Below are 25650 nucleotides of genomic sequence, written 5' to 3'. Positions count from 1 at the left end.
TCTTTCGATGGTTGTGGGCAGTTGCCTTCCCGACTACTTCGCTGCGGTTTCGGTTTTCGGGGTCACTCGAATGCGTACAGGTTTCGAAACCACGATATCCACAATGTCTTTGGGGTTGCTGCGACTTTGAGCCTGCTTCAAACGAGCCTCTGTGGCCACCACTTCTTTATCGGCCGCTTTTTGCCGAGCTTCCAGTTCCGTTAAGTGAGTCTTCGCCGCTTCGACTTCAGCACTTCGAGCCGTGGCTGCCTCTTCGTCTTCCGTTTGCGTTGCAGCGTCTGCCAGCAGTGCCACGGCATCCGCTGCGGCCTTGGTTTCTGCTTTTATCTCGGCCGCTTTTTGCTTTGCAGCCTCTGCGGCTACTTCGGCGGCCTGCACGGCGGGAAGGTTGTAAGCATACTTCGCCACAGCGCTGCCGTAGAAGGCAATTGTGTATTCGCCGGGAGCGGTCTTTAAGGCGGCTGTGTCGAGGACCGCGTCGGACGTGTCGGCGGTCAAAGGCACGTCGAAAGCGGCGGCCGCATCAAAGCCGTGGCCGTAGGTTTTGAGTTTCATTTTGGGGCCGGAGAACTCACAGCGACGAGTCTGGACCAGCGGGATCGTTAACTTTTCGCCAGCAGTCACTTCCCACACTTTGTCTTCGGCTGCCGCAATCGTGATCGGCGTGGCTTCGGATCCACCGACCGATACCGGGAAACTGGCCATCAAACGCGGTGCCGGAATTTCTGAGCGAGCATTCGTGACCGGCCACCTGTGCGCGGCCAGATGCCCGTGTCGTGTGACTTCTGCGCCGTCGATAGTGGCCGACGCCGTGAATTCTGCGAAGCTTAACCCTCGCGGTGCGGATTCGTCGGCGGTGACCAGCAGGATGCCGCGAGTTTGCCCGGCCGGAATTTTCAGCCCGGTCGCGGTGACACCGTCCGGAAGGTTGGTTAGTTGCAAATTGATGTCGCCATTAAATCCGTCTCGGCGAATCGCGGCCACTTCCAGCGGAATCGTGTAGCCACCTCGCAGAGCCAGCGGCTTGGATAGAGCGTTGCGGTCGCCGTTTCGCAGTTCCATGTGCAACGCCCACGCGATGACGGCGAAGTCAGGCTTGGCTTTGCGAATGATCAGGCGGTAGATGTTGCTCGGATCGTTGCGAGTTCCGCCGAACAGATCCAGCACCTGCAACCGGTGAATGCTGTCCTGCTTAATTTCAACCTTCCCCAAAACGTCCGGCGAACCGGCGTGGTAGGGAGGTCCGTCGTACGAATAGTGATTCCGCGACACCTTGATTGGGTGAGTGATATCGGTGAGTTCGGCAACGTCGGTGATGGTTTCGTTTTCACTATCGCCAGCCACGTGTTGCACAATGACGTTGGCGTCAGTGGGACGACCGAGTCGTTCGGAAGCGACTTCCACCCACCAAACCTCGCCCTTCTTTGCCGTGAATTCGAACACATCAACATCGGCCGCCGGAAAGAAGCTGCCGCTGATATCACACGGCAGGTCAACCTTCATGGCGTTTGAAGAAAGCTTGTTCGGTTCCGCTTCTGCAATGATGCTGTCGTTGGATAAGTTGGCGGGCGGCCACGAAAAGGAGCTCACGGTACTGGTGGCAGGCAGACGCGGCACAGATTGTTCTGGCTGAGCCGTTTGCAATGCCAGACGATAGAAGTAGGTCGCACCGCCGTTGAACGTCAGATCATGAACCTTCACGACATACTTGCCGGCTTCCGGTGCCGTGAAATCGATCGCGCCGCCACGGCGTTCGACGTTCAGATCATTGCCCGCTGCATCGGCGACAATCAGTACAGGAGTCAACTTGGAATCAATTCCGCCTGCCGCACAGTCGACGACGATTCGCTGGCCTTTGGCGGCTTCGAACGTAAAGTAATCGACCTGACGATTGGTCATTGTCGCGTTGCAGATTGAATTCAAATCCAACGCCATCGCGTTAGCCAAAGTGATGTTCGGCTTCGTCCTTGTCACTTCAGGCAGCGTGCCCACATTGAACGCTCGCGCGGATGAGATCCCCAATCGCGACATGATTCGCACATCGTGAATACCAGCGGGGCAGTCTTCGCCGATTTTGACGATATACTGGTTTTCAACCGGCAGCCCCTTGTCGTTTAGCTTGGGCGTCGCCGTGATTGACGGGTGCGAAAAGATCAGTTCTTCCGGGTCGTCGACGTTTTGACAGGTAATCGTGATTTCGACGTCCGTGCCCGCTTGTCCGCCCATTGGCATGGTGGTCAGCAGTCGCGGCGACGGCAGGCAGACGGACTGAGCAACCGCGTCCGAAGCCAACGCGGCAACGCAGAGCAGAACCATGAACGATGTTGTTGACAGTGTCTTAAGTCGCATAATTTTCCTCGTAGCTCGAACTCTCCCGAGTCGAGCCCATTCCGATTATCGCACAAATTCCTGGCAACGCCTGCGCCTTCCAGCCGCAGCCGCTCGTTTAACCCGCAGCCGAAGGCGCAGGCGCTGCTCTGACGGCATCCATAACATCTCAGTGTGGCGCCGAATCAACCATCCCCGGCGCACGCCTGCGAAATTGCAGGTGTTCTTTAATTGGTGTCCATAATTCTTCCGTTTCCACTGCGACGAAGCCGTGTCCTGCAACGCCTGCGCCTTCGGCTGCGGGTTAAACGATTTCCGTTAATGGTTGAATAGAAATTCCTTCGTGTTCATCAATGCCCAGATCATGTCCTGAAAGTTAATCTTCGCAGCCGCTTTGTCGTCGATGGGCTTCCCATCCTTCGCGGTTAACGGTTCGTTGAAATACTCGACGGCTGTCTTCACTTCGTCCGCCGTTGGTTTGCGAGAGAACGCGACGGCATACAGTTCTGCGATTCGTTCCTCAAGGGGCTTTTCGCTGGCCGCCAACGTTGTGGCTCGGCCCTTGGCAACCGCCAGTTTGGACTTGATCTCACCCGAATTCAGCAAATGCAGGCTTTGACCCAGATTGGACGACTGCACTCGTTCGCATTCACACACACTGTCACCGTTGGGACGACCGAACACCTGTAAAAACTGTGACGACTTGTTGTAGCTGTTATCTGGCAAACCCACCGCACTGGTTCCCGCGGGCAGGTTGGCAAAGCTGGTCGTTGCACCGGTCAAATCGTCGATCGCATCCAGCAGCACTTCTGCCTGAAGTCGGCGAGGGTAATAGCGTGAATAGTTTTGGCGGTCGACGAGGTTATGTTTGTTGGGCACTGCGCTCAGTTGGTAGGTCTTTGACAACGTGATCGCCTTCACCAGATCCTTCAGGTCGTAGCCGCTGCCGATGAAACGTTCTTCCAACGCGGCCAGCAATTCCGGATTCGTCGGCGGATTCGTGTCGCGGATGTCGTCTTCGGGTTCGATCAGCCCGCGACTCAGAAAGTGCTTCCAATACCGATTCACCAGCGACTTCGCAAAGAACGGATTGTCCGGGGCACTCATCCAGTCCGCCAGACGCAGCCGCGGGTCTTCGTCCGGTCGAATTTCGCCGACGTCGTCGCCGAAGGCTGCTGGCACAAGAACGGTCCCTGTCTTCACGTTCTTTGCCGTTGCGCGGCCTCGTTTGTGAAAGATCAAATCTTCGCCAAAAGTGTCCGTCGGCTTGCGACCAACCTGAGTGAAGAACGCCGACAGGCTGTAGTAATCGTCCTGGCTCCAGCGTTCAAACGGATGGTGATGACATTGAGCACACTGCATGCGAACGCCGAGGAACAATTGAGCGACGTCTTCCAACTGCTCCTTCGGATCTTTGACTCGCTTGTACCACGCCACCGGCGGATTGCTGACGACTCGCCCGGTCGCCGCCAACAACTGACGCACCAGTTGGTCGTACGGCACATTCGCCAGCAGGCTGTCTCGAATCCACGCATGGAACGCAAAGTTGGTGGTGATGTCACGAGTGTCGTCGCGACGGTTTTTTAGCAAGGCTGTCCACTTGTTGGCGAAGAAGTCGGCATACTGCGGACTTCGCAGTAGCGAATCAATGACCTGTTCGCGCTTGTTGTCGTCTGTGCTGGCGAGGAACTCAGCCGTTTCAGCGGGAGTCGGCAAACGTCCGGCAATGTCGAGCGACACGCGACGGATGAACGTGGCATCGTCACAAACGGGCGATGGTGGAATCCCGATCTCCTGCAGATTCGCGAAGACATAATCGTCGATGAAGTTGTTTGGTTCCGGCAAATCCGTCACCGCAACGCCCAGCGGCACGGCCGCACTAAACACCGCCGTTTTGGCCTGGTACCGAAGCATCACCGAAACTTTGCCAGGGATGTCGCTGACGGAAACGAGCCCCGCTTCGGAAACTGTTGCCATCGCGTCGTCATTGGATTCGAACAACGCCAATTCCGTGATGTCGCGTGTGCTGCCGTCGGAATACGTGGCCGTTGCCTTCAGTTGCTTCTGAGTGTTCATCGCGACAATGCCGCGTTCGGGCTGAACGTCCACCGATACGAGTTCCGGTTCGTTGTCGCGAGTGTAAGGCGTGCCTTGCTGAACCCACTGCAGCAGTGTTTGGTATTGCGAAGAGTCCTGCTTCACTCGTTCGCCGCCGCCGTGAGGCGTCTGGGCGGTGGCCTTCATCAGCAGAAGGCTGCGTTCCGGAGCAGCCAAAAACAGCCGTCGCCCCCGCGCTTCCTGCACGATGCTTTCGTAGTCTTCGCGAGCTTCAAAGCCGAGCAAAGAAAGCTGAAAGCCATTCTGCCCCCCGCCCGCTTTGGCATGACACACGCCTGTGTTGCACCCTGCTTTGGTCAGCACGGGCATGACGTCGTTGACAAAACTGACCGACGGTTGAGCGTCAGCAGCCTGCAACGTCGAGGCGATCAGTACAATCGCGAACGACATCAGTACGTAACGATTGCGCAGAAGCAAACAGGGCAGGCTGATTCGCGAGCACGGGGCCATCAAGTCGTTTCCGAAAGAGGCCAAACGGATAAGTCACGCAGAACGAACTGAGTGACTCAAGAGGTAGGCAAAACACTGGTGGGGAACCTTGGCTTTCAAGGCCGGAAACAGTTTATCGCGCCAAAAACCCGGCGTCCACCCTCAAAAAGCCGGTCGGCCGCATTGTGGTGTTTTGGCCCCGATTAGAGTGAATGCGATGCAAATCAGCCCCCGGGGCGACGGCGTTCGTTGGTTCGAAAGCGATCCCACAAGAATTTGGGTGGCACACCGTGGCAGGGTGTGCTGCGAAGCAACAAGAAGCCGCTCTAACGGTCTCCACGCAGGACCTGACCGGGGATATTTTTCACCTCACATACCGGCTTCGTGTGCCTGCGGCACACACCCACTTTGTGGATGTGCCACCCGCCATGGCAATCGTCGCTCCTGCCCTACCATGACTAAGCCGGTCATTTCGCCACTTCAAACGCCCAGCCAAGGTGTACCGAAGGCGATTGGTAGAGCCCGTCTTCCGACGGAGTAAAGTGCCCCTTCATCATCGTCCAGATCTGCTGCTGTAAGGGCGTGAGGCCGCCGAAGTTCTCCTGGTTGGATGCCTCATACATTAAATACACCAGCATCGCCTGGTCCGGAAAGTAGCCGCCATGGCTGGTCGACAACCCGTCGTCCGGAAGTCTTTTCAGGACGTCACCAATCAACTCGCTGCGTTGCGTGGGCGTTAACCACATTTCGCGATCCATCATTGCGACAAGCGCTTCCGCGTCGGCTCGGTTTCTGGCGTGCTGTCGAACGGCGAAGGATTTTTGCCCAGCGTCTGACAGCTTGCTGAGAGTATGGTGCCAAAGCGGGCTGTGCTCGATTACCGACACATGACGCACCCATACGATTGGCTGCGACGACTGCAGGCTTTGAGCTTCAGCAGGATCCCCGTTTCGCATGGTTTCTTCCCGAGCACTCAAACGCTCCCGTTCGGTCCTAAGCCAATCGGTCACGACCTGGTCCGCGACACCTTTGCCAGCCAACCGAATTCGCTGGCGATCTTCGGCGGAAAGCTCACCACCGGTTGCCGCCACAGCAACACAACGCTGAACTGCTTTGGAGATGCGGTCACGCTGCAGTTGGCCAAGTTCTTTGAGCTCTTCTCGCCATGGTTTTCCTGACGGCAGGTTCTGTGCGTTGATCATGTACTGGCTGCCGTAGTAATTGAAGTCTGCTCCTCTGCTGCGTATATCCTTTGCCCATTCGATTTGCAGCTCACTTAACGCTATCAATTCATCCGCTGTCCGGATCAGTTTAAACACCCATGCATTGACTGGCTCTGCATACTGGGCGTTGCGGCCCGGCGACTCCTCCAACACGACTGCAAGTCGAGGTTTCAAGACCACACGCAGTTCGTTTCGTTGCTGTGAAGTGAGGTAGAACTCGTTGTCGAGAATGTTGATGGCTTGACTGATCATAGAATCAGATAAAAACGCAAGGCGATCCGAAACGCCTTTCTCCAATGCCGCCATCTGATCGCGCGTCAGCAGTGCGGCTAACGTTTCGTCAATTCCGTCCTTGTGGATGAGGTCGACATCATCTGCCGCGCCGCCTCGTTTGACAAAGTCAACAGGTCTGGCGTCGTAGTACGCTCCGTTGTCGCTTCTTGCGCCGCCGGTCCGCATCCATTCAGCCTGTGATGCAGCGATCTTCTGCCGACACCGTTCCTTAAGTCTCGTCTGTTGATCACCGGTCAACTTGCAGGTGTGAATGATCCACGCCTGCTGCGCCCCGGCGAACGCTTCAAGGCGGCGCAATCGCGCGGCGGTGGCTCGCTGGAGTTCCTTTTTCAAAATATCTGGCCGAGTCGCGTCGTTGCGCGAAGGCAGTGTGAACGGAATGAAACCCTGTGCGACGCAGACGCTGGGCAGACAAAGAAGAACGATGAATAAGAGTACGAACCTGTTGCGCATCAACGCCGCTTCCCATCTCGGTGTTTTCTGAGTGTTGGGCTCAATGCCCATCATCATAACACTCCAGCACATCGGACAAGGCTAGTTAAGCAATTTTGGCCATGCAGGAAGGTGGCTGAGTCAGTCGCCCTTCGACTTGCGTCCAATAACCACAAGGTCGTAAGTCAGGGGCCAGCCTGACACGTATTTCTATGAGAGTAAAGCAGGCCGGATCAAGCGAAGCGCCGCTCCGGCGATGCTGATGGTTGCGATTTCGGGAGTTCCCATATCACAGGGCCTGGCGTTCGCCGGATTCTTGGTGGCGGTCGTGCGGTATGGGCCATTCGTCTTCGATAGCGAGCTGAAGCCAATCGGCAGCGTGGCGGGAACGTCGACGGAATGCGGCTAAGAACAGTTTAACGCGGAGATCGCGGAGACGCAGAGGACCGCAGAGAGAAATGCTGCCCCTGGCGAACTCTGCGACCCTCTGCGTCTCCGCGACCTCTGCGTTTCAAATCGAGCGTGCCCGCACCACTGCGAATACGTTGCCGGGTGCCACTGGCTTTACCAGTTGAACGGTTTCGCGTTTAACCCGCAGCCGAAGGCGCAGGCGGCGCTCTGACGGTTGTTTGGTGGATTCCGGTCACAACAACGATACTGCAACCTCTGACGTTCTCAAGAAGCCTTGCCACACACGGGACCGCGTGAGCAGCGCCTGCGCCTTCGGCTGCGGGTTAAACGATCGGGGCGACCGGCGGGTAGGGTGTCTGACGGCCGGAATAAGAATCGGCAGGCAGGAGCCTGCCCCACCGCGACTTGGCCCCCTCCCGCAATTTATTGCGGGAGGGGGCGATCGAGCGAAGTAAGATCGGGGGAGGGCCGATCGCGCGTGGAGACCGCGCCATGTTCTGGTGCTGCGCGTTCGCACGGCCCCCTCCCGGACATTGCTTCGCTCGTCCGACCTCCCCCTCAGCTTCGCTGGGGAGAGGTGCAAACTTAGGCGATTGAGTAGGCCGGATCAGGCGAAGCGCCGCTCCGGCGATCGTGTGGTTTGGGCCATTCGTCTTCGATCGCAAGCTGAAGCGAATCGGCAGCGTTGTGTGAACGTCGACGGAACGCGGCTAAGAACGGTTTAACGCGGAGTGCGCGGAGACGCAGAGGACCGCAGAGAGAAATGCAGCCCCTGGCAAACTCTGCGACCCTCTGCGTCTCCGCGACCTCTGCGTTTCAAATCGAGCGTACCCGCACCACTGCGAATGCGTCGCCGGGTGCCACTGGCTTTGCCAGTGTTTGAACGGTTTCGCGTTTAACCCGCAGCCGAAGGCGCAGGCGGCGCTCTGACGGTTGTTTGGTGGATTCCGGCCACAACAACGAGGCTGCAACCTCTGACTGTTCTCGAGAAGCCTTGCCACACACGGGACCGCGTGAGCACCGCCTGCGCCTTCGGCTGCGGGTCAAACGATCGGAGGACGTCCGATCGCGCGTGGGAAGCGAGTTGTGTTCTGGTGCTGCGCGTTCGCACGGCCCCCTCCCGGACGTTGCTTCGCTTGTCCGACCTCCCCCTCAGCTTTGCTGGGGAGAGGTGTAAACTTCGGCGATTGAAAAGCGTCGGGAAAGTTGGCCACGGGGCACTCAACATTCTGCGGGATAGACTTTCCCACCTTAGCCGCGAGCGGCACGTGTAGTGGCGGCGATTTGGTTGTGGAGCCAGTTGCGGAAGCCGTAGTAGGCGTGGCTGCCGAGGGATCGGTGCATGCTGGGCAGCGAAATGTAGCCGCGTTCGCCGACGACATGTTCGGTGGCTGCATCTTCGCCGCGCAGCTGAATCACTGCTTCGAAACGTTGTTCGGTTAATCGGCTTTCCGTTTCGCCATCGTCACCGCTGGCCGACACAACGGGTAGCGAACCGCCTTCGGTTGCCGCCAGGGATTGAAACGGCAATCGGCGGGATGCTCGCGGTACCACTCGCGTCACGATTCCGGTGGTTCTCGCGCGAGTTCCCAAGCGGACGGGCACGGTGTGGCCGAGTTTTGATTCGAGTTCTGCGAAGTCCTGCTGAGCGACCGACACTCGTAGTTCACGCGGTTGATCGTCATCCACCAACAGCAATTCTTCGCCTTCTTTGATGTACGAATTCAGACGCGTTTCTAACTGTCGAGCCACCACAATTCCGGCAGCCGCGGCGCGGATTTCCAAAGCGGCGGCTTGTTGAGCGGCTTCTGCCAGGCGTTCGTCCAGTGACGCGAGGTTGCCGCGAGCCACCTTGGCTGTGCCAGCATCGTGCTCTTTTAGGGCTGTTTGATAACGGACGGTTTCCTGCTGATGTTCCAGCCGCAAGTCCTGGTACTCAGACGTGATGTCTTCGTTTCGCAGCAGGATCAACAGTTCGCCTTCTTCGACTCGTTGACCGTCGACCACGTGAATGCGGTCGATGAAACCAGACACCTCACTACGTATCATGCGACCGTCCGGCAGTGTGACCACGCCCGGCGCGGTGTTCGAAAATGGGACCGGCATTTTGCAGAAGACGGCTACGATGAGGCCCGCCATCGCTGTGGCAATCACGGCTCCTCGCACGGCGCGAGCGGGCTCTGAGTGGAAGATCTGCAGGCCGCCTTTCACTGATTTGACGACGGGCATTGCGAACCACGCCACCGCTGCCATGATCGACAGCATCATGCCCGCTCCGTGAAACAACGCCGATGCGGCTAACGCCATTGTGAAGCAAATGAAGATTCGCCAAACGAACGCGGCGACGCCATAGACAGTGAGAATCCCGCCATGACCTCCGCCCACCGTCGGCGTTGAGCTGCGGATGCCGAACAACACTCGCGACATAAAGCGTTTGACGGCCAGGCCGGATTCTGTGTACAGATTGGGAACCTGAAGAAGGTCGGCCAGAATGTAGTAGCCGTCGAACCTCATCAACGGATTCGCATTAAACAGCAACGTCGAAACGCTGGCCATTACAATTACGTTGTACAGCAAATGCGACGTGACTTCAGAACGAAACTGAGTCCACGTGAAGATCGCGATCGACGCCAGCAGCAGTTCCACGTACATCCCGGCCACCGCCGTGTGAATGCGCTGCCACCGCGAACGAAACGCCCAGCAGCTGGTGACATCGACATACGCGAGCGGCGCGAAGAAGGCCAGAATGATTCCCGTTTCGCGAACTGTTCCACCGTAACGACGGCAGACAAGTCCGTGGCCAAGTTCGTGAACAGACTTCAGGCCGATCCACGCCAGCAGCAGCCACAACCAATTTTCCTTCGCGAACACGTTTTCGGAGGCGGCCGCAAAGCGGTCCCAGTCGGTCGCCAAACGGAACATGGCGGCCAGCATCAGCAGGACACCCAGCATGGTCGCGACGGGTGAAAACAGCCAGCCCAGAAACGGTTGCATCACTTTCAGCATTGCGTCCGGGCGTCCGAGCGGAATGCGAATCCAGAGCGGATTGTACTTCTGCAGCGGGTTGGTAGCGGCAGGCTTGTCGGGCGTAGATTTTGACGCGTCACCTTCCGCGAAGGTCGCCACTTTGTTTTCGACGGCCCATGTGTACAGCGACATCGCCTGTGGTTGAGGCAACGCGTCGGCACCCAGCGTGCGCGCGGTTAGCGCGAGGGCTTCGCAGAAGCTGGTGCGACCGTCCAGCAACGACAGGAACACATATTCTGTGTAGCCGATGCGGTAGTACAGTGACTTCGCGCCCACTTCGATGTGGTAGAACGTCTGATCGCCGTAAACCTGTGGAGTAAAGGTCACGCCGCTGCATAGCCGCAGGCGCGTGCGAGTCATGTCGACAGTGGATGCGTCCGCGAGCGTCTGCATTTTACCACCCCAGCCAGCCGATAAGATGCGCGACGGGCTTGTGGAACAGGTTCCAACCCAACGGTCGCCGACCGGTCGACACTTTCGCCGTGCCACGCATGCCGGGACGCAGTTGAAGGTCGTTGTTGTCCAACAATGCTTCTGCGATAAACACGTTTTCGTGTTCACGCAATTCGGCTCGCGGATGAATACTGTCGATCGTGGCGGGCACCGCTTCTGACGGCATGGAATCCAACACCAGTGAAATCTTCATCCCGGCGACGACGTGACGAACATCGTCTTCAGGAATGGCGACTTCAATTCGCATGCGATCAAGCGGAGCGACTTCAAACAGTGACTGCCCGGTTTCCAGCGGCACGCCTTCAGAATCCTGATGATCGCCCGCGACGATAATTCCGCCTATTGGGCTGCGCACTTCCAGTTGACGAGTGCGATCGTTTAGAACGGCCGATCGGTTTTGCAGGCGTTCAATTTCGTGACGCGATATGGCCGCTTTGCCGAAGTCCTGCTCCGACAGCCATGCGTTGTGTTCTTTGGTCGCTTTGCCGAAGTCAGCCGTGATGCCGGCCAGCTCCCATCTCAGTTCACGGCCGTCCAGTTCGGCCAGCAACTGTCCTTCTTCGACGACGTCGCCAGGTTCAACCAGACACTGTTTTAGCGGTGCCGCAAACGGTGCGGCCACGAAGCGACGCGACACAGGTTGTATTTCGCTTTCACAACGAACTCGATAGTCCACTGGAATCAGCAGCACGCCAGCGACGGCCGCCAGAATGATGCCGACCGTCTTCGTACGCTGACTATTCCACAAGCTGCGACCGCCTGCTCGGATTCGATCGGTCAAACTTTGAGTGGCTCGCTGCACAGATTGAATCGTACACGTCAACACTGGGCCGGCGGCGCGCAGGAACCGAATTGCGGTGGTCGCCTTGCGAGTATCTTCGTCGCATTCACGAAACAGCACGGCGACCGCGCCCACGGGTGCGCCGGTTTCGTCCTGCAACGAGCACGATACGATATGAGTCGCTTGTTGTAGTTCCGCAAACTGCTGATGACTGACCAACGCGTGCCTTGAATTCGCATCGATCGCAGGCCAACACGAAACCGCTCGACGAACGGCCGCTTCCTGAAAAACGGCTTCAGCGGATCGAGTGACTTTTGCAAGCGGATCGGGCGGCTGGTTGTCAGACGACGCAATAAGTCGGCTGGTGCGTCCGCCGGCCGGACACACGCCAACGAAAACTTCGTACGCGTGAAGGTGTTGTTGTAGGGTGGTTGCCAGGCACTGCATCGCTTCGGGCAGGCGGTGCTTAGACGCGACTTTGCTGAACAGCTCGATCATCGCTGCAAGATGTTCAGCTTCGCCACAGTTTTCAGAACTACCGCCGGTTCCGAGTTCTTCGGAAGGACCAGCATCAGTGCCGGGTTCCGTTGCGGTGGCTTGAAGCGTGTGCTCCGGCATCAATGGAAGGCTGTTCAAGCCATCGTCGACGAAGGTTTCCACCAGCGATTCCTGCATGGTCGGCAGGTCATTGGTGGACAACGGCGCAACGTCGATCAGGTCTTCAATCCGCGCTGACGCGACTTGCCCGGCCGTCGTCCTGATCAACCGTTTGGCGGACGCGGTGGCGTCTGGTTGGTCTGTAAGATGCGAGGCTTTGGCGGTGATTTCGGGATGTGGTCCGATTGACTTCATCGCGTTTTCTTCGCCAGCTTCTCGGTCGGCTGTGGACTTGGGACCGCTTCGTCCAGCAGCAGAATTGTCTTCTCGCCGCCATGCCAGCGACGTTCTGAATTCGGCAGTCGCACGTGGACGCGAAAGCTACCACTGGACGCATCGGCCGTGGGCGATACAAATTCGACCTCACCCTGAACAGCCGCCGCTCGTTCGCCGATCGACATGGCGACCGTTTGCCCGCTGTGAATCTGATCACGGTTGCCGATTGGTACCGAGAACACGACCAGCAGCGGATCGAGCTGTACGATTTGAGCGACGACGGGATCGGATGGCGATACGAATTCGCCTTTGTCTTTGCGAACGTCCACGACGACACCGTCGATTGTGGAACGTATCTGTCGCTGCTTCAGCTGCGTCTGAATACGAGCGTGTTCCAGGCGTCGGACTTCCAGGTCTTCGCAGACGGATTGCAATCGAGCGGTCGCGATGTCGACTTCGCCTCGAACGCGATCCAGTTCCTGCTGACTGGCGTGCTGCCGTCCAAAAAGTTCCGCCAGTTTCTCTTGTTCAACTTTCTTGAGTTCCAGTTGCGTGGCGGCCGACTTGAGTTCGCCTTCTGCCGACATCCCGGCCGCAGCGACTTCAAGTGATGCTCGCAGCACGGCGTCGTCAAGCTTTGCGATCAGTTCTCCGGCTTTGACCACCTGGCCTTCACGTACAAAAACGTCTGCCAGAGTTCCCATTTCAGACGCTGCCATGTTGATATCAGAATACGGTTCGGTGAACCCCTGAATCACGTCGCCCGCCGATTGGAATGACTGGCGGTTGTCGGAAGGCATCATAGAATCTTTGCCGAATCGCATTTGCGCAACGTCGCGAGTCGATGTATTCGAACTGGCGGCCGCCGTCTTATGCACAGACTTCACTGCGCGTGGAGGTACCGCGCGATCGCTGCCGCCCGCAAGCCGTATCGGCGCGAAACTGATGGCGCAAAACGTTGCGACGGCCAGCACGATGGCTGAGCGATATGGAAATCGGATATGAGCAGTATTCATGGTGTCAAATCTTCTCCGAACCGTTTCTGCGACTGAACGCAGTGGCCCGCCTTAAGAGTATGACACAATTCGAACGCGACGTTGGTTTATTGCAACGCAGCGGTCGGCTTGCCGAAACAACGATGTGGATTATTCCGTTTGCCACGGCGGAGCGCACGGAAGGCCTGCGAGCGTGGGGGGAACTGAGTAGAAAATTTCACCCGCGCCGCAAGTGCAGAATTGCCGCAAAACAGACGCGAATCGAATCAGCCAAAGAACGCCTCCTTTCCCCTTGTGAACGTTCAGCAAACACTCACACTGGAGGGAGACGCAGAGTTCTTCTGTTTCTTTGAAGGCCGATTCTTCGGTCCATCGCTGCGGATTCTCGCAGCAACGTCAATTCTGACGGCTACTTCTCGAGCAGCACACACGACCCTTTTAGGGCATGAAAGGCGACGCCATGCAAAAGCCAACTATCACCGCCGCAGACATCATGACTCGCCACCTGGCGATCACAACTCCGGAAACTCATGTGATGCAGGCCATCGAACGCCTGATCGCTCAACGAGTGTCCGGACTGCCGGTCATCGACGCCGGTGGTCGTTTTGTCGGCCGCTTTTCTGAACGCACGGCCATCGCGGCGCTGGACTTGGGTTTTGTGGAGAAGAACCGCCGCGCGATGGATCAACTACGGCAAGTGACGGCGGCCGATATTATGGATCGTGCCGGGGCTGTGCTGTCTGCTGATCAGGACGTCTTCGAAAGCGCTTCCGAACTGATCACACGGCGAGTTTCAGGCGCGCCAGTGATTGACGAGGACGGGACGCTGTTGGGCGTGTTTTCAGAACAGTCAGCCATGCACGTGTTTATTGGGCTGTGCTGGGAACAGCTTCCGTCGTCGCGAGTCAGCGCGTGGCTGGATCGGCACGATGATCGTCGCATCGCGGAAGACACAGGTCTCGACGAAATTCTACAACGCTTTCAGGACACGCCTTACCGTCGATTGATGGTTCTGCACGGTCCCAAACTGGTCGGCCAGATTACTCGCCGAGACGCTTTGGCCGCCGCGCTGCAGCACAGTCGCGAGCCTCTTGCGGCATCGATGCAGGTGCCCGGCGAAAACCAGTTGGGCGTGAAGACGATTGTTGTCAGCTGGATGCAGCGGGAAGCTGAATCGGTCGCTCACGACGCCGACGTGCTGGCAATCGCGCGTCTGTTTTTGCGTTCGGAAGCTCGACAACTGCCCGTGCTGGATGGAGATCGGCTTGACGGCCAGATTAGCCGCAGCGATCTGTTGCGAGCCGTGCAGCGGTTCTTTCCTGGTACCGTTAGCGACGACGCCGGAGCACAGCCGCTGTATCTGTCGTCCGTGAATAAGCGAGACGCGCATGCGGTAATGAAGTAGTTCCCTGGGGACTCAACGCACCGGCAAGGCGTTAACCACCGGTGGAACGAAAAACGCGCGGCTATCGCCTTGTGGCTCACGTGTTCGTGGGCAAACTTCGAATCACAGCACAGAACCAAGTGCTGCGCTGAGCTCGAAGACAGCGCGCCGGCGATCAGCGGCTTGCCGATCGGGATCGTTGACCGGTTAAGTTTGTAAACCAGCCAACGAACAGCCACGTGATTGCGAAAAAGATCACGAACCCGATGGTGACCCACCATGTAGGCGAATCATCGGGGACCACCGAAAGTACCATTTCGGCTACGGGGTGATGAATCACATACGCGATTAAAGCATTCTGACCAAAGACGGTGAACAGCCGACTGCGTTTGTTGCCACCGTCGCAGGCGAGCACGAAGAACCCGTATGTAAAGCAGGTGAAGCCCGTCGAAAACCACACAAACGACTGCGTGACGACTCGCTTATCCATCATCCAGTAGTTCTTTTTACGCGCGTCCGCTTCTGGCGGTACAACGAAGGGCGGTTCGGCAAGCAGCGTGTTCCACGGACGTCCGCTCGCGTTCTTCAGTGGCGGCAGCACGGGATCAATGGCGAACTTGTCGTCCGCCGCAGCGGCAACGGGGACCTGATTGCTGTCGCGGACATCGTAGAGCGTGGTCAAGCAGGACGCAGCATAGCCCAGCAGCATCAGTGCCGATCCCCACTGCAGCAGACTGCGGCTAGCGCGGGAAGTCGGCCTGTTCATCATCAGGTCGTAAACCAGCGTTCCCACGAGCATCGGTACGGCCCACGAAACAATGCCAAAAAAACCACCATCCCAGGCTCGGCGGCCAGCGGCTCCCCACCATTCGTCCATCACATTCGGCTGGCCGTAGACGAACGCATGGTTGAACCACCACGACAGTGCGATGTGCGCGACTGAGCAGAACACAGCGGCCATGAGCCGCACTTTGCTCGATGCTTCGATCACTGGCAGCAACAGTAGCTGAGTGACGCCGATGATCGCCAGGACTTCCCACAAGTCGGCCTTCAACAGTTCCGCGACGAAGCCTCGAATGCCGACTGCATCCATTGCTTCCCAGGTTTTGAAACTGCTGCCCAATCCGTACAACACCAGCGAAGCCAGCACCAGGCCAAGCGATCGTCGAATAATTCCTTGCCACGTAGGCCATCGTCCATTGACCGTGACCTTCCGGGCCACCGACAAGCGATATGAAAAGCCGCAGGCAAACAGGAAGCCGGGCATAATAGAATCTGCCCAGCTAAAGTGAGTGTTGTTGTGCTTCAGAATCTGGTGCGTGACGTCCAACCCGCCCAGGAAGTTGACGACAAACATGCCCGCCACGCAGTAGCCGCGAAACTGATCCATCGACGCAATGCGTCCTCTTGATGGTTCAGGCACTGAAGAGCTGACGGCAGCATTTGACATAGAACTGGCTCGAAAGAAGGCGACACGGACAACCCAATGTCGTGGCGTCTACAGCTTCAGAAAGATATTCTGTTTCTCAAGGCTACGCACGAAAGTCCACGTGATCAGAAAGAACACGGCCAGACCCGTGGCGACGTACCATCCCGGCGAGTCTCGCGGAATGAACGGCTTCACTGCCATGCCCACCATTTCATGCAGGACATAGGCCGCCAGCGCGTTGGTACCGAACGTGTGAAAGAACGACCATCGCCATCCGTACAGATCACACGCCACATAAAATAACACATACACCAGCACTGAGACTCCTGCACAAAACGTGACGTACGACAGCGTGCCCCCGCGCTGACTCATCATCCAGTAGTTCCATTTTCGGTGTTGCTGATCCGGCGGCGGCACAAACGGAGGCTCAGCGATCCGCTCGCTCCAAGCTTCGCGTTCTTGCCATGCGGCGACTCGTGCTTCCGAAGGCCACACCGGATCTGCGGCGAGTTTCGAATCGCTGGCCGCCGCCACAGATGATTCCGGCACATCGTAGAAGCGAGTACCGCACGACATCAGCCAACCGGCCGCCATCAGGCCGAACGCCCAGGCAGTCAATCGCCATAACGGCGCGCCTTCGGACTTTCCGACAACGGTGTCACAGGTGAACGTACCCATCAAAGCGGGTACCGACCACGTCAAAAATGCCAGCGGGCCGCCGTCAATTCCGTTGGGGCTTGTGTTCACCCACTCATAGTTGAACCACCAGGACAGCAGCACGTGAGCAACAGCAGACGCGGCCATCCAGATTACGCGGACTCGAGTCGCACAGCCAATCACGGGCAGCAGCCACAATGAGGTGACGGCGATGTGCATTAGCGTCTGGAACCACTGGCGTTTCAGGAGTCCGGGAAGAATTCCGCCAACACCCAGGTCGACTAATTCCTCCCATGTGTCTGCCGGAGCCGACACGTTGTAGACCACGATGGAAACCAGCATCAGGCCTAACAATCGGCGGACCATACGCAGCCATGCGGCCGACGTCCCCGCACGCTGAACGCGGCGACCGTACGTCAGCCGAAATGCGAACCCAACCGCGAACAGAAACTGCGGCATGATCGTGTCGGCGTAACTGCAATAGTCGTGATGATGCTTCAGAACAGTTGGCGAAACAGAAAAGCTGGCCAGGAAGTTGACCAGCAGCATCCCAACAACCGTGTAGCCTCGAAACTGGTCCAGCGACACGATTCTGTTTGATGGCAGTTTGGTGCCTTCTGAAGCAGGTACCGGTTCGTTGCCCGTCACGGAGCAGCTTCCATGGCTGCTTCAATGACAAGGACTGCGGCTTCGGCGTCTAATTTGACTCCAGAATCAGGATGCTCCTGCGCAACCTTTTTCAAGTCTGGCAGTGCTCGTTCTGCCTTGACTCCAAACGTTGCAAGGTTCCGAGCGGCCATCCCGTTTTTCTTCGTACTGTCCTCACGGTGCAACATCGCGATGAGATAGTCGATGGTTTCATCGTCTGTCTTGGCCCGCTGATGTTCGGGCTGCGGACCTTTCGCCGTCGGCTCTCGGTCTTGAATACATCCGGCAAGTAGGATACTGCACAGAACCATCGACCCGACAGAAAGTTTCTTCATCAACACCGATATCTCCCCGTGGTAACTACAACGAAAATTGCGCGTGAAGTGTGATACAAACTAACGACTCGCCGTACGCCCTGCCACGTCTGGCTATTGGTGCTGTACAGTGAGACAACGCGTGAACACCAATGGCCGCTCACAGCAATACGACTGTACTGACCATCGGGCAAGCGTGTCCAGCTGGCATCATATTGGTTTGGGGGCAACGATATTCAACGCGCTTTCGATGACAATTCAGAAGCATCGAAGAAACATGCTGACGCTCGCTGCATCCCAAACTCAAACTTACTTTGAAGGCAAGAGCTTAGAACTCGCCAATGATCTCGCCACCGGCGATTGTCGACAGGCCACGATAGACGCCCAGGTCGATGTTCTCACTCACAAAACGGGCCGATCCATCGCACAGCAGGAATGTGCCGCCGCCCGTGTGTTCGCTTCGAAAATTGGACGTGCTGCTCAACCCACCATTCGCGCTGCTTCTGGTATCTCGCTGAGTCACGCGGCGGTCTCCACCAAGCGCCATGTAACTGTCTGTGACCGGCCACTTGTTGAGTGGCTCCATGGTCGAACCGAAGTTACTTGTCCCAAGCACCAGGGGAACATCTTCGTCGGCAGGCTGAGCAATGATCCAGCCGCTATTTGCAGGGAACCGCTTGCCAAGTATGTCAGGGTCTGTGCAGCCAACACCGCGACAAAGTGGCCAGTTAGAGCCGCCAGCCGCTTCGCCCATGGCAAACGTGTTACTTGTGCCATCGGAGATTTCAGCAATTCGAACTTTCAGACCTCGATTGAAGGCCCCTTTTTCGCTGGCTGGGATTGGTCCGTGTGTATACCCTTTTTTCGTGCCCGACGCTGGCCGACCGTTGTTGTCTGACCGATATCCGGCGCTTTCATCGGCATCATCGAAATCGATCGCCCACGAATCGTTAACGCCTTTGCAGAAGGCGTAGTGCATGGCACCAAACGTTCCGGAGCCATCGATGTCGTCTCCTTCAGGACCCCAGTTGGCGACAAAGTTTAACGGGCCATTGGTCGCCGACGGACAAATCGCCATCGTAAGCACTGTCTTTTCGATCTCAGAATCTTCGGCCGCAGCGTACCAGTCATCAACGACGCCTTCTGCGTTATACAGGTTGGCCTGATCGAAGTACGGTAACAGAGCGGTCGTGGGATGGTTCTCGGTGTAGCAGAAACCGTCTCCTGCCGTCCTCGCGCGATCACCCACCGGGAACGCATTGTAAACGTCATGAAACGAATGCAGAGCAATGCCAAATTGTTTCAGGTTGTTGCGACACTGTGTCCGACGAGCGGCTTCGCGCGCTTGCTGGACGGCGGGCAGCAGCAGAGCGATCAGGATCGCAATAATTGCAATTACAACGAGTAGCTCAATCAACGTGAATCCGCGATTCACGGCAGGACGTTGCGGCGTGCTAAGGTGCTTTTTCATGGGTCTGTGACCTTCGAGAATGAAAGTTAAAAAACACTAGAATTAGAGGTACTGAATTGCTGTTGGTGGGCTCCGTAGAAATGATCCCGTTCAGTTACGACATTCCGTCGAAGTTGAGTCGAACTGGAAAAATACTGGGCGGTGATGCCCGCTTGGTGCTGATGCTAACACACCTACGGTGCGGAGTGAAGGAGTAAAGCTTACCCTTAAACTAAATTTAATAGTGAGGTTTATTTTGTATTTTCGGGCCGCTTTTCTGGTAGACGTGGCGGCCACGGTGATGCATTTTCGTGCAACCAATTTGCATCAGGAGGCCACGGTGACTGAATCCGAAACAGGCGAAGAAGTTTGCGGCTGGTATGGCGACGATGATGTGAGGCTCAGTCCGTAGCAAGGCGGCTCAATCAAGACATTGAGTCGCGGTTTCCACGGCTGTCTGAGATCGGTCGCGGCGTTGCGGACCGCCATCAGAAGAACCTGAGTTTTTAACCGTAGATTTGGCCGCGGGCCTGGCTGCTGCGGTTTTCGGGTCGCTTCGATCGGAATAGGGAAAGTTGAAACGCCACGCCTTGACGGCGGCATCAATTTCTTCAGGGTGAGCTCGCATGCGGACCAGCGTGACAGCGTAGTAGTAAAACAGGTCTTCGTTCGTCTTTTCGCCTGTCGCAAGAGCTGCCTCGAAGTGTGCTCGAGCGGCCTTCAGGTCGTTGTTCATCACAGACTGCACCGCCAGTGCATACTCCACACGCGCGCTGTTTGGATACAGAGCGTGCATCACGTAAGGAAGCTGTTCGTCCGTTTCTTTGGACTGCGAATCCCGTTCACTGTTTTCCTGAAGCGACACAATGACCAGAAACGTGACAACAATAATCAGCAGCCGATAGCGGCGAAATGTTGCCTTCATTTTAGAGGCTCTCCTGAGTCCGGCCTTCGCGCACCTTCCAGATGAACGAATCGTAATACAGGTGTAGCATGCCGGGCACGTTTAACAGGGTCAGTAACCAGATTTCCTTCCCGGTTAATACTGACATGGCTCTCAGTTGAACCTCGGGAACAGCTTCATATTGGGATGCGAAATGCACCGCTCCGAAGCCTAGTTCGTCCAGCGGCCGCCCCGTCATGAGCTGGTACAGGACCGCATAAAACAGCAGCACGCAAACGAAAACGACACCGTTGCCCGGATTCACAATCCAGTGTACCAACCGGTCCTTTCCATTCGCTTTTGAAGAAGAACGCTGCAGGTAATAAAAGACGAACACCACGTACTGGATGCCGTGCATGAGCACGTTGGTGATGCCGTACATCAACAGCGAAGAACTTTGCCAGCAGACGAAGTACAGCACGGAATAGTTAATCAAAATGTACAGGTACTTTAGAGGATTCAGCACTGCCCCGTTCTTGAATCGCTTAATCGTCATCACGACATAAAAGCCGGAAAAGGCAATGGTGATGGTCCAGGCCAGTCCGTGAATCATGTTGACATCGAAGGCGGTGAGCGGCAGGCCCAGTCGGTAGCTTTCGCGCAGCCAGTAACTCGTGAATAGCGGAGAACTCAAGAACAGGTTTCCATACAGAATCCACGCTAGTGCCTGGTCCCTTTTCCCTACAGAATTGTCACGAACCCCTGCCTTGAAGTCATAAATACGAGCGAAACCGTGCAGCTGCATCAACTGGTGCTGGTGATTCCAAAGCGTGGACAACAACAGCAATGAAAGAGGAGCCCAGGCGAGTCCACCGGCGATGATCGCCGAGATTACGAGTAACCCGGCGATTAGCTGAACACGAAATCGTCGCCGATCGTCGGCGACACCCCATGTGCGAAACAGCGTCACGATTTGGTGGGGCACATCGACCCACAGAGCTATAGACGCTACTGCAACCGCGGACATCCACGCTCGCCCGGCAAATGCCAGGGCAAGAGCGGCGAACGGCAGGCCCAAAAACCAGATCACGTCTGCTCTTGGGCCAACGATATACGCAAAACGCAAACGACTGTTGTCGTGGGGAACATCCACTTCGTATGAGCTTTCAGGTCCGAATTCTGCTAACTGTCGGCCCGGACAGGAAACAGATGCGGTTGCATGTGTTTTGCTTACGGCAATCTCGATTGCGAAAGTCGTCTTCAGATCATACATCGCAGTTTGGATGAATGTCCCGGGGCGACAACGCTGTTGACCCTCATTGAATCTTAAACGTACGTATTTGGCCAGACAACCGGATCCCGTTTACAGCGTGTGTAGAATTGTTGGATGAAAATGCCAATTAGCGAATCCGTAACAAAAGAGACGTCACCTCGCGTACGCCCCGGAACGGGGTTGCTGGAAGGTGCGCTGGCTCGAGCGTGTGAACCGGTCGGAATTCGATTTCTGATCCAACTACGCATTTTGCTGGGGCTCGTGCTGGCGTACGAAGTCTGGCTTTTTTTCGAACACAATCTGATCACACGCTATTTCGTCGAACAGAAAACTCACTTCACCTATTTGTGGTTCGACTGGCTTCCCGTTCTGTCGCCGCAAGCCATGCATTTTCACTTCATCGTGTTGGGCATACTCGCCTTGATGGTGCTGATTGGGTTCGCTTATCGGCTTGCGATCTCACTGTTTTGCTTCGGATTCACGTACGTGTTTCTTCTTGAGAAAGCACGGTACATGAATCACTTCTACCTGATCATTCTGTTATGTGCGGTCCTGGCTTTTATGCCTGCGCATGCGGCGTGGTCTGCGGACGCCGTTCTTCGTCCGTCGGTGCGCCGCCGTTGGTGCCCGGCCTGGATGTTGTGGATTTTGCGATTGCAACTTGGCGTTGTGTACTTTTATGCGGGACTTGCCAAGGTGACGCCGGATTGGCTTAGCGGTCGTGTGTTGGGCGAGATGTTGGAGTACAAACAGCACTTACCGCTGGTCTCGTGGATTGTTGAAACGCCGTCAATGGTTCTGGCTGCTTCCTGGCTGGCCATGCTGTTCGACATTTTGATCGTCCCACTCCTGCTGTGGAAACGCACGCGAATTGCAGCGTTCGTGATGATGGCGATCTTCCACGCGTGCAATACTGTGCTGTTCAAAATCGACGTGTTTCCGGTACTGATGGCTGGGGCCACGCTGATCCTGTTTTTGCCGCAACCTGCCGACCTTCGCGACACGACAGACCGCGATGCATCTGACTTGAAAACGTCGAAGTTTGCCTTGACCATGGGCGGCGCTTACGCCCTTCTTCAGGTGTTAATACCTCTTCGACACCTGGCTTACCCGGGCGATGCTGCCTGGACAGACGAAGGTCAGACATTTGCCTGGCGAATGCTAATGCGTGTAAAAACAGGGACGGTTCCAAGGTTCCCCGTTCGCTATTCGCTGGACGGCACGGTCTATGAAGCTGAGGTCCCGATTCCGCAGGATCCGGATTTCTGGGCTCACCACTGGCAAGCCCGAAAGATGCTGATCGACCCGGACCTGATTCTGCAATTCGTACATCAGCAAGCTGAAAAGCTAAAAGCTCAGGGCGCTGAGGACCTCGACATCCGCGCGATCGTGCCGGTTTCGCTCAACGGGCGTCCGCCGCAATTACTGATTGATCCCGACGTCAATCTGGCAAACGAAGTACGGTCGTTGCGCCCGAAGAAATGGATTACAACTGTCCGCCAATCTGCGCAGAATGGCGAAGGTGGAAGTTCGCCCAACCCGTAAGTTATCAACGTCAGGTCGTTGCGACCAATGCGGCATGAACGGTGAGGACGTGTCCGCAGCTTTTCCCGATCTGTCTGAAGTGGGTGCACCTGGCCGAGTGAACCTTCGCGTTGATTGGTCGAAAACGTTGCGTCCATTGTGGTATCCTTCTGTGCGAAGGCACGAACCTTCGCATGCTGAAATCGGACACCTTTAGTCACGCTTTTTCGCGTGCTGCAACCATGGAACCGTACATGCATCACATGACTCTTCCCCGACATGGCGATCACCAGGAATGACGGCTCGCCGAAAAAGAAATCTGCTGGATGCTGCTCTGTCCGAAACGACCATGGCAGCGTGCGCGCTGGACGATGAACGGCGAGTTCGGTTCTTCAGTGCTGGCATGGAAGAACTCACCGGCTGGCCTGCGGATCAGATCAAGGGACTGAAATGCGCGCCGTTTGTTGCTCCCAACGCCACGCCCGTCGACCTGCTCACGAGTGGTCTCGCGCCGTCGTCCGAGGTGCTGAACGGTGAGATGGAATCGACCACTGTTGTGCTTCCGCACCGCAACGGGACTGGCGTGAAAATGACGCTGGTGTTCGTCCCGATTCCGAATGCGGACGGGATCGTTTCACGTATACTGATTGTTCGCCACGAAGCTTCCGCTGCGGCGCCGGTTGGCACGTCACTCACGCAAAAACTTCACGCGGAAGTGACGTCGCTTCGAAACGAATTTCGACGACGGTTTTCCGATCAGTCATTTCTGGGCAACTGCCCCGCCATTCGCAAAGCTTTGTTTCAGGCGGAACTGTTGAAGGGGGCCGACTGCGGTTACAGCATTTTAGGGCCGCCGGGAAGCGGACGTCGGCATCTGGCGAAACTCATCCACGTGGCCGGTCAACATCACGAACAAAGCTTCGTCGCGTTGGATTGCCGACTGCTTTTGCCGGACCACCTGCTGGACACTCTGGGACGTCTGAAACAGCTTTCCCCCGAACAACAGGGCGCGCCTCATCGACGGGTCGGAACGTTGCTGTTGATTGATGCCGACCGATGTCCGCGAGAAGTGCAGCAGGCTATCGTTGAGGATTTTGCGGCGGAATTGACGGGCGTTCGGCTGGTTGCCATGACGAGTGATTCGCTGCTCGCCGCCGAACAGGAAGGATGGCTGCTGCCGGAATTTCGAGCTCTGTTTTCCACACTGCAGATCGACTTGCCGCCTCTGCACCAGCGTGGCGACGATATCGTTTTGCTGGCTCAGCACTTCATTGAAGAATGCCAACGAACGCTGGAGACATCCGCCGAAGGCATGACCAACGACGTGGAACGTGAGTTGCGATTCTACCGCTGGCCTGGCAACGTGCGCGAACTGCGCGACGTAATCACGACGGCGTGCGAAGACAGCTTTTCAGTGAAGCTGGAAGTTGAAGACCTGCCGTTCGCGTTTCGCGCCGGCCAGGACGCTCAACAATTGCCGCAGACTCCGGACGCGCCCGTTCAGTCGCTCGAAGAAATTATGCTTCGGTTTGAGGCCGACGTACTGACGCAAACACTGCAAGCCTGCGACGGTAACAAAGCTGAGGCTGCTCGCAGACTGGGCATGACGCGACCTCGTCTGTACCGGCGTTTGAAAACTCTGGGCCTGGATGACGATCACGATTGAGTGTGTGGCTGAGCGTGCGGGTGAGCCGCTTCGTAGGCTTCTTTCAGGCGGCGAGTGCTGACGTGCGTGTAGATTTGTGTGGTCGTGAGACTCTTGTGTCCCAATAGTTCCTGCACGCTTCGAAGGTCCGCGCCTCCGTCCAAAAGATGAGTGGCAAAACTGTGACGCAGTGTGTGGGGTGATGTCTGAATCGACAGGCCCGCGATCTTAATATGCTTTTCCAGCATTCGCCCGATGCTGCGAGTTGTCAGACGCTTGCCGAAACGATTCAGAAACAACGCGTCCTGCTCTGCGGCGCTGGCGGTTGTGTCTGGTTTGCGAACGTCCAGCCAGGCTGCCAAGGCTTTCAACGCAAAGCTGCCAATCGGAGCGACCCGTTCTTTACGTCCCTTACCGAGCACTCGAACAATTCCCGACGCTCGATCCAAATCGCTAAGGTTCAGGCTCACCAGTTCGGCAACACGCAAGCCCGCTGAGTACATCGTTTCCAGGATCGCTCGATCACGCAGCCCATCGTTCTTGTTGGCCGGTGGCGTGGAGAGTAGTCGGCCGACTTCGTCCGTGGTCAGAAAGTGAGGCAGTTTGCGGCCAGCGCGAGGCGTTCTGAGTGGCTTTGCTGGATTCGTTTCGCAGATGCCTTCGCGATTACAGAATCGGAAGAAGCTGCGAAGGCACGCCAGTCGCCGAGCCACCGTGGCTCGCGCGTATCCGCATTCGTGAAGGTAAGCCACATACGTTCGCAACTGGCTGACGTTGACGTCGGACGGTTCGGGGATGTGCCCGTGCTGTTCTTCAAAGAATTCCTGCAGGTGAATCAGGTCGTCCCCGTATGACTTCATGGTCAGTGGTGACGCGTTGCGTTCAACTTTGAGATAGTTCAAAAATGATCGAACGGCATTCTTCATTTAGCAACCTCGCCATTGAAGTTGGACAGCGCGGAGGCTACAGCGAAGCTCGCTGACTTGTGGCCGCGGAACAAATGTCTTGGACTATGGGGGCTGCTTCCCACGAGCCCGAACTGTCCACAACAAAACGTAAACTGCTCTCAGGCGTACTTT

Annotated in this window: 16 protein-coding genes; 3 read left to right on the top strand and 13 right to left on the bottom strand. The window is 56.7% G+C overall.

Annotation, left to right across the window (positions count from 1 at the left end):
• Positions 1–33: 33 nt before the first annotated feature.
• From Fuma_RS10065 to Fuma_RS10035, 6 genes are all read right to left on the bottom strand, one after another.
• A complete protein-coding gene (locus Fuma_RS10065; RefSeq protein WP_077024025.1) occupies positions 34–2349 on the bottom strand; it encodes a PPC domain-containing protein in 2316 nt (771 codons plus the stop codon).
• A 297-nt stretch (positions 2350–2646) separates the two neighbouring features.
• Complete coding sequence (locus tag Fuma_RS10060; protein ID WP_077028208.1) at positions 2647–4836, bottom strand: DUF1549 domain-containing protein; 2190 nt, start codon at positions 4834–4836, stop codon at positions 2647–2649.
• A gap of 506 nt (positions 4837–5342) precedes the next feature.
• Positions 5343–6725 carry a hypothetical protein gene (locus Fuma_RS10055; RefSeq protein WP_145944085.1) on the bottom strand — a complete coding sequence of 461 codons (1383 nt, stop codon included), beginning with the start codon at positions 6723–6725 and terminating at the stop codon, positions 5343–5345.
• A gap of 1761 nt (positions 6726–8486) precedes the next feature.
• Positions 8487–10655, bottom strand: a complete 2169-nt coding sequence (locus Fuma_RS10045) for a site-2 protease family protein (protein ID WP_077024022.1) — start codon at positions 10653–10655, stop codon at positions 8487–8489.
• Position 10656: 1 nt separating this feature from the next.
• Complete coding sequence (locus tag Fuma_RS10040; protein WP_077024021.1) at positions 10657–12348, bottom strand: efflux RND transporter periplasmic adaptor subunit; 1692 nt, start codon at positions 12346–12348, stop codon at positions 10657–10659.
• The gene (locus Fuma_RS10035) at positions 12345–13385 is read right to left on the bottom strand and encodes an efflux RND transporter periplasmic adaptor subunit (RefSeq protein ID WP_083731936.1); all 1041 of its coding nucleotides are present in this window, start codon (positions 13383–13385) and stop codon (positions 12345–12347) included. The genes Fuma_RS10040 and Fuma_RS10035 overlap by 4 nt, the downstream gene beginning before the upstream one ends.
• A gap of 439 nt (positions 13386–13824) precedes the next feature.
• Between Fuma_RS10035 and Fuma_RS10025 the strand changes: the two genes are divergently transcribed.
• Entirely contained in the window at positions 13825–14769 is a 945-nt protein-coding gene (locus Fuma_RS10025; RefSeq protein WP_158520928.1) for a CBS domain-containing protein, read from the top strand.
• A 154-nt stretch (positions 14770–14923) separates the two neighbouring features.
• Here the strand turns inward: Fuma_RS10025 and Fuma_RS10020 are convergent, their stop codons facing one another.
• From Fuma_RS10020 to Fuma_RS09995, 6 genes are all read right to left on the bottom strand, one after another.
• Positions 14924–16198 (bottom strand): heparan-alpha-glucosaminide N-acetyltransferase domain-containing protein, encoded by a 1275-nt coding sequence (locus Fuma_RS10020; RefSeq protein ID WP_077024018.1) that lies wholly within the window; start codon positions 16196–16198, stop codon positions 14924–14926.
• A 48-nt stretch (positions 16199–16246) separates the two neighbouring features.
• A complete protein-coding gene (locus Fuma_RS10015; RefSeq protein WP_077024017.1) occupies positions 16247–17482 on the bottom strand; it encodes a heparan-alpha-glucosaminide N-acetyltransferase domain-containing protein in 1236 nt (411 codons plus the stop codon).
• A complete protein-coding gene (locus Fuma_RS10010) occupies positions 17479–17817 on the bottom strand; it encodes a hypothetical protein (protein WP_077024016.1) in 339 nt (112 codons plus the stop codon). The genes Fuma_RS10015 and Fuma_RS10010 overlap by 4 nt, the downstream gene beginning before the upstream one ends.
• 307 nt (positions 17818–18124) lie before the next feature.
• Entirely contained in the window at positions 18125–19267 is a 1143-nt protein-coding gene (locus Fuma_RS10005) for a DUF1559 domain-containing protein (protein WP_077024015.1), read from the bottom strand.
• 400 nt (positions 19268–19667) lie between these two features.
• The gene (locus Fuma_RS10000; protein ID WP_077024014.1) at positions 19668–20171 is read right to left on the bottom strand and encodes a hypothetical protein; all 504 of its coding nucleotides are present in this window, start codon (positions 20169–20171) and stop codon (positions 19668–19670) included.
• 1 nt (position 20172) lies between these two features.
• The gene (locus Fuma_RS09995; protein WP_145944084.1) at positions 20173–21282 is read right to left on the bottom strand and encodes a hypothetical protein; all 1110 of its coding nucleotides are present in this window, start codon (positions 21280–21282) and stop codon (positions 20173–20175) included.
• 234 nt (positions 21283–21516) lie between these two features.
• Here Fuma_RS09995 and Fuma_RS09990 point away from each other — a divergent pair, with 234 nt between their 5' ends.
• Positions 21517–22947, top strand: a complete 1431-nt coding sequence (locus Fuma_RS09990; protein WP_077024012.1) for an HTTM domain-containing protein — start codon at positions 21517–21519, stop codon at positions 22945–22947.
• A gap of 274 nt (positions 22948–23221) precedes the next feature.
• On the top strand, positions 23222–24592 hold the full coding sequence (locus Fuma_RS09985; protein WP_077024011.1) for an AAA-type ATPase lid domain-containing protein: 1371 nt from the start codon (positions 23222–23224) through the stop codon (positions 24590–24592).
• On the opposite strand, the gene xerC is transcribed toward Fuma_RS09985, so the two are convergent.
• The gene (gene xerC, locus Fuma_RS09980; protein ID WP_077024010.1) at positions 24583–25497 is read right to left on the bottom strand and encodes a tyrosine recombinase XerC; all 915 of its coding nucleotides are present in this window, start codon (positions 25495–25497) and stop codon (positions 24583–24585) included. The genes Fuma_RS09985 and xerC overlap by 10 nt on opposite strands.
• Positions 25498–25650 lie beyond the last annotated feature (153 nt).

Origin of the sequence: Fuerstiella marisgermanici, from assembly GCF_001983935.1 — a bacterium.
In the GTDB taxonomy this organism is placed as follows: domain Bacteria; phylum Planctomycetota; class Planctomycetia; order Planctomycetales; family Planctomycetaceae; genus Fuerstiella; species Fuerstiella marisgermanici.
Note: the sequence above shows the minus strand (reverse complement) of the source record. Positions and strands in the feature narration are given on the sequence as shown.

What these genes read in the sequence shown, in the direction of transcription:
- Fuma_RS10065 (WP_077024025.1), bottom strand. Translation starts at nt 2,349, where the DNA reads ATGCGACTTAAGACACTGTCAACAACATCGTTCATGGTTCTGCTCTGC.
- Fuma_RS10060 (WP_077028208.1), bottom strand. Translation starts at nt 4,836, where the DNA reads ATGTCGTTCGCGATTGTACTGATCGCCTCGACGTTGCAGGCTGCTGAC.
- Fuma_RS10045 (WP_077024022.1), bottom strand. Translation starts at nt 10,655, where the DNA reads ATGCAGACGCTCGCGGACGCATCCACTGTCGACATGACTCGCACGCGC.
- Fuma_RS10040 (WP_077024021.1), bottom strand. Translation starts at nt 12,348, where the DNA reads ATGAAGTCAATCGGACCACATCCCGAAATCACCGCCAAAGCCTCGCAT.
- Fuma_RS10035 (WP_083731936.1), bottom strand. Translation starts at nt 13,385, where the DNA reads ATGAATACTGCTCATATCCGATTTCCATATCGCTCAGCCATCGTGCTG.
- Fuma_RS10025 (WP_158520928.1), top strand. Translation starts at nt 13,825, where the DNA reads ATGCAAAAGCCAACTATCACCGCCGCAGACATCATGACTCGCCACCTG.
- Fuma_RS10020 (WP_077024018.1), bottom strand. Translation starts at nt 16,198, where the DNA reads ATGTCAAATGCTGCCGTCAGCTCTTCAGTGCCTGAACCATCAAGAGGA.
- Fuma_RS10010 (WP_077024016.1), bottom strand. Translation starts at nt 17,817, where the DNA reads ATGAAGAAACTTTCTGTCGGGTCGATGGTTCTGTGCAGTATCCTACTT.
- Fuma_RS10005 (WP_077024015.1), bottom strand. Translation starts at nt 19,267, where the DNA reads ATGAAAAAGCACCTTAGCACGCCGCAACGTCCTGCCGTGAATCGCGGA.
- Fuma_RS10000 (WP_077024014.1), bottom strand. Translation starts at nt 20,171, where the DNA reads ATGAAGGCAACATTTCGCCGCTATCGGCTGCTGATTATTGTTGTCACG.
- Fuma_RS09990 (WP_077024012.1), top strand. Translation starts at nt 21,517, where the DNA reads ATGAAAATGCCAATTAGCGAATCCGTAACAAAAGAGACGTCACCTCGC.
- Fuma_RS09985 (WP_077024011.1), top strand. Translation starts at nt 23,222, where the DNA reads ATGACGGCTCGCCGAAAAAGAAATCTGCTGGATGCTGCTCTGTCCGAA.
- xerC (WP_077024010.1), bottom strand. Translation starts at nt 25,497, where the DNA reads ATGAAGAATGCCGTTCGATCATTTTTGAACTATCTCAAAGTTGAACGC.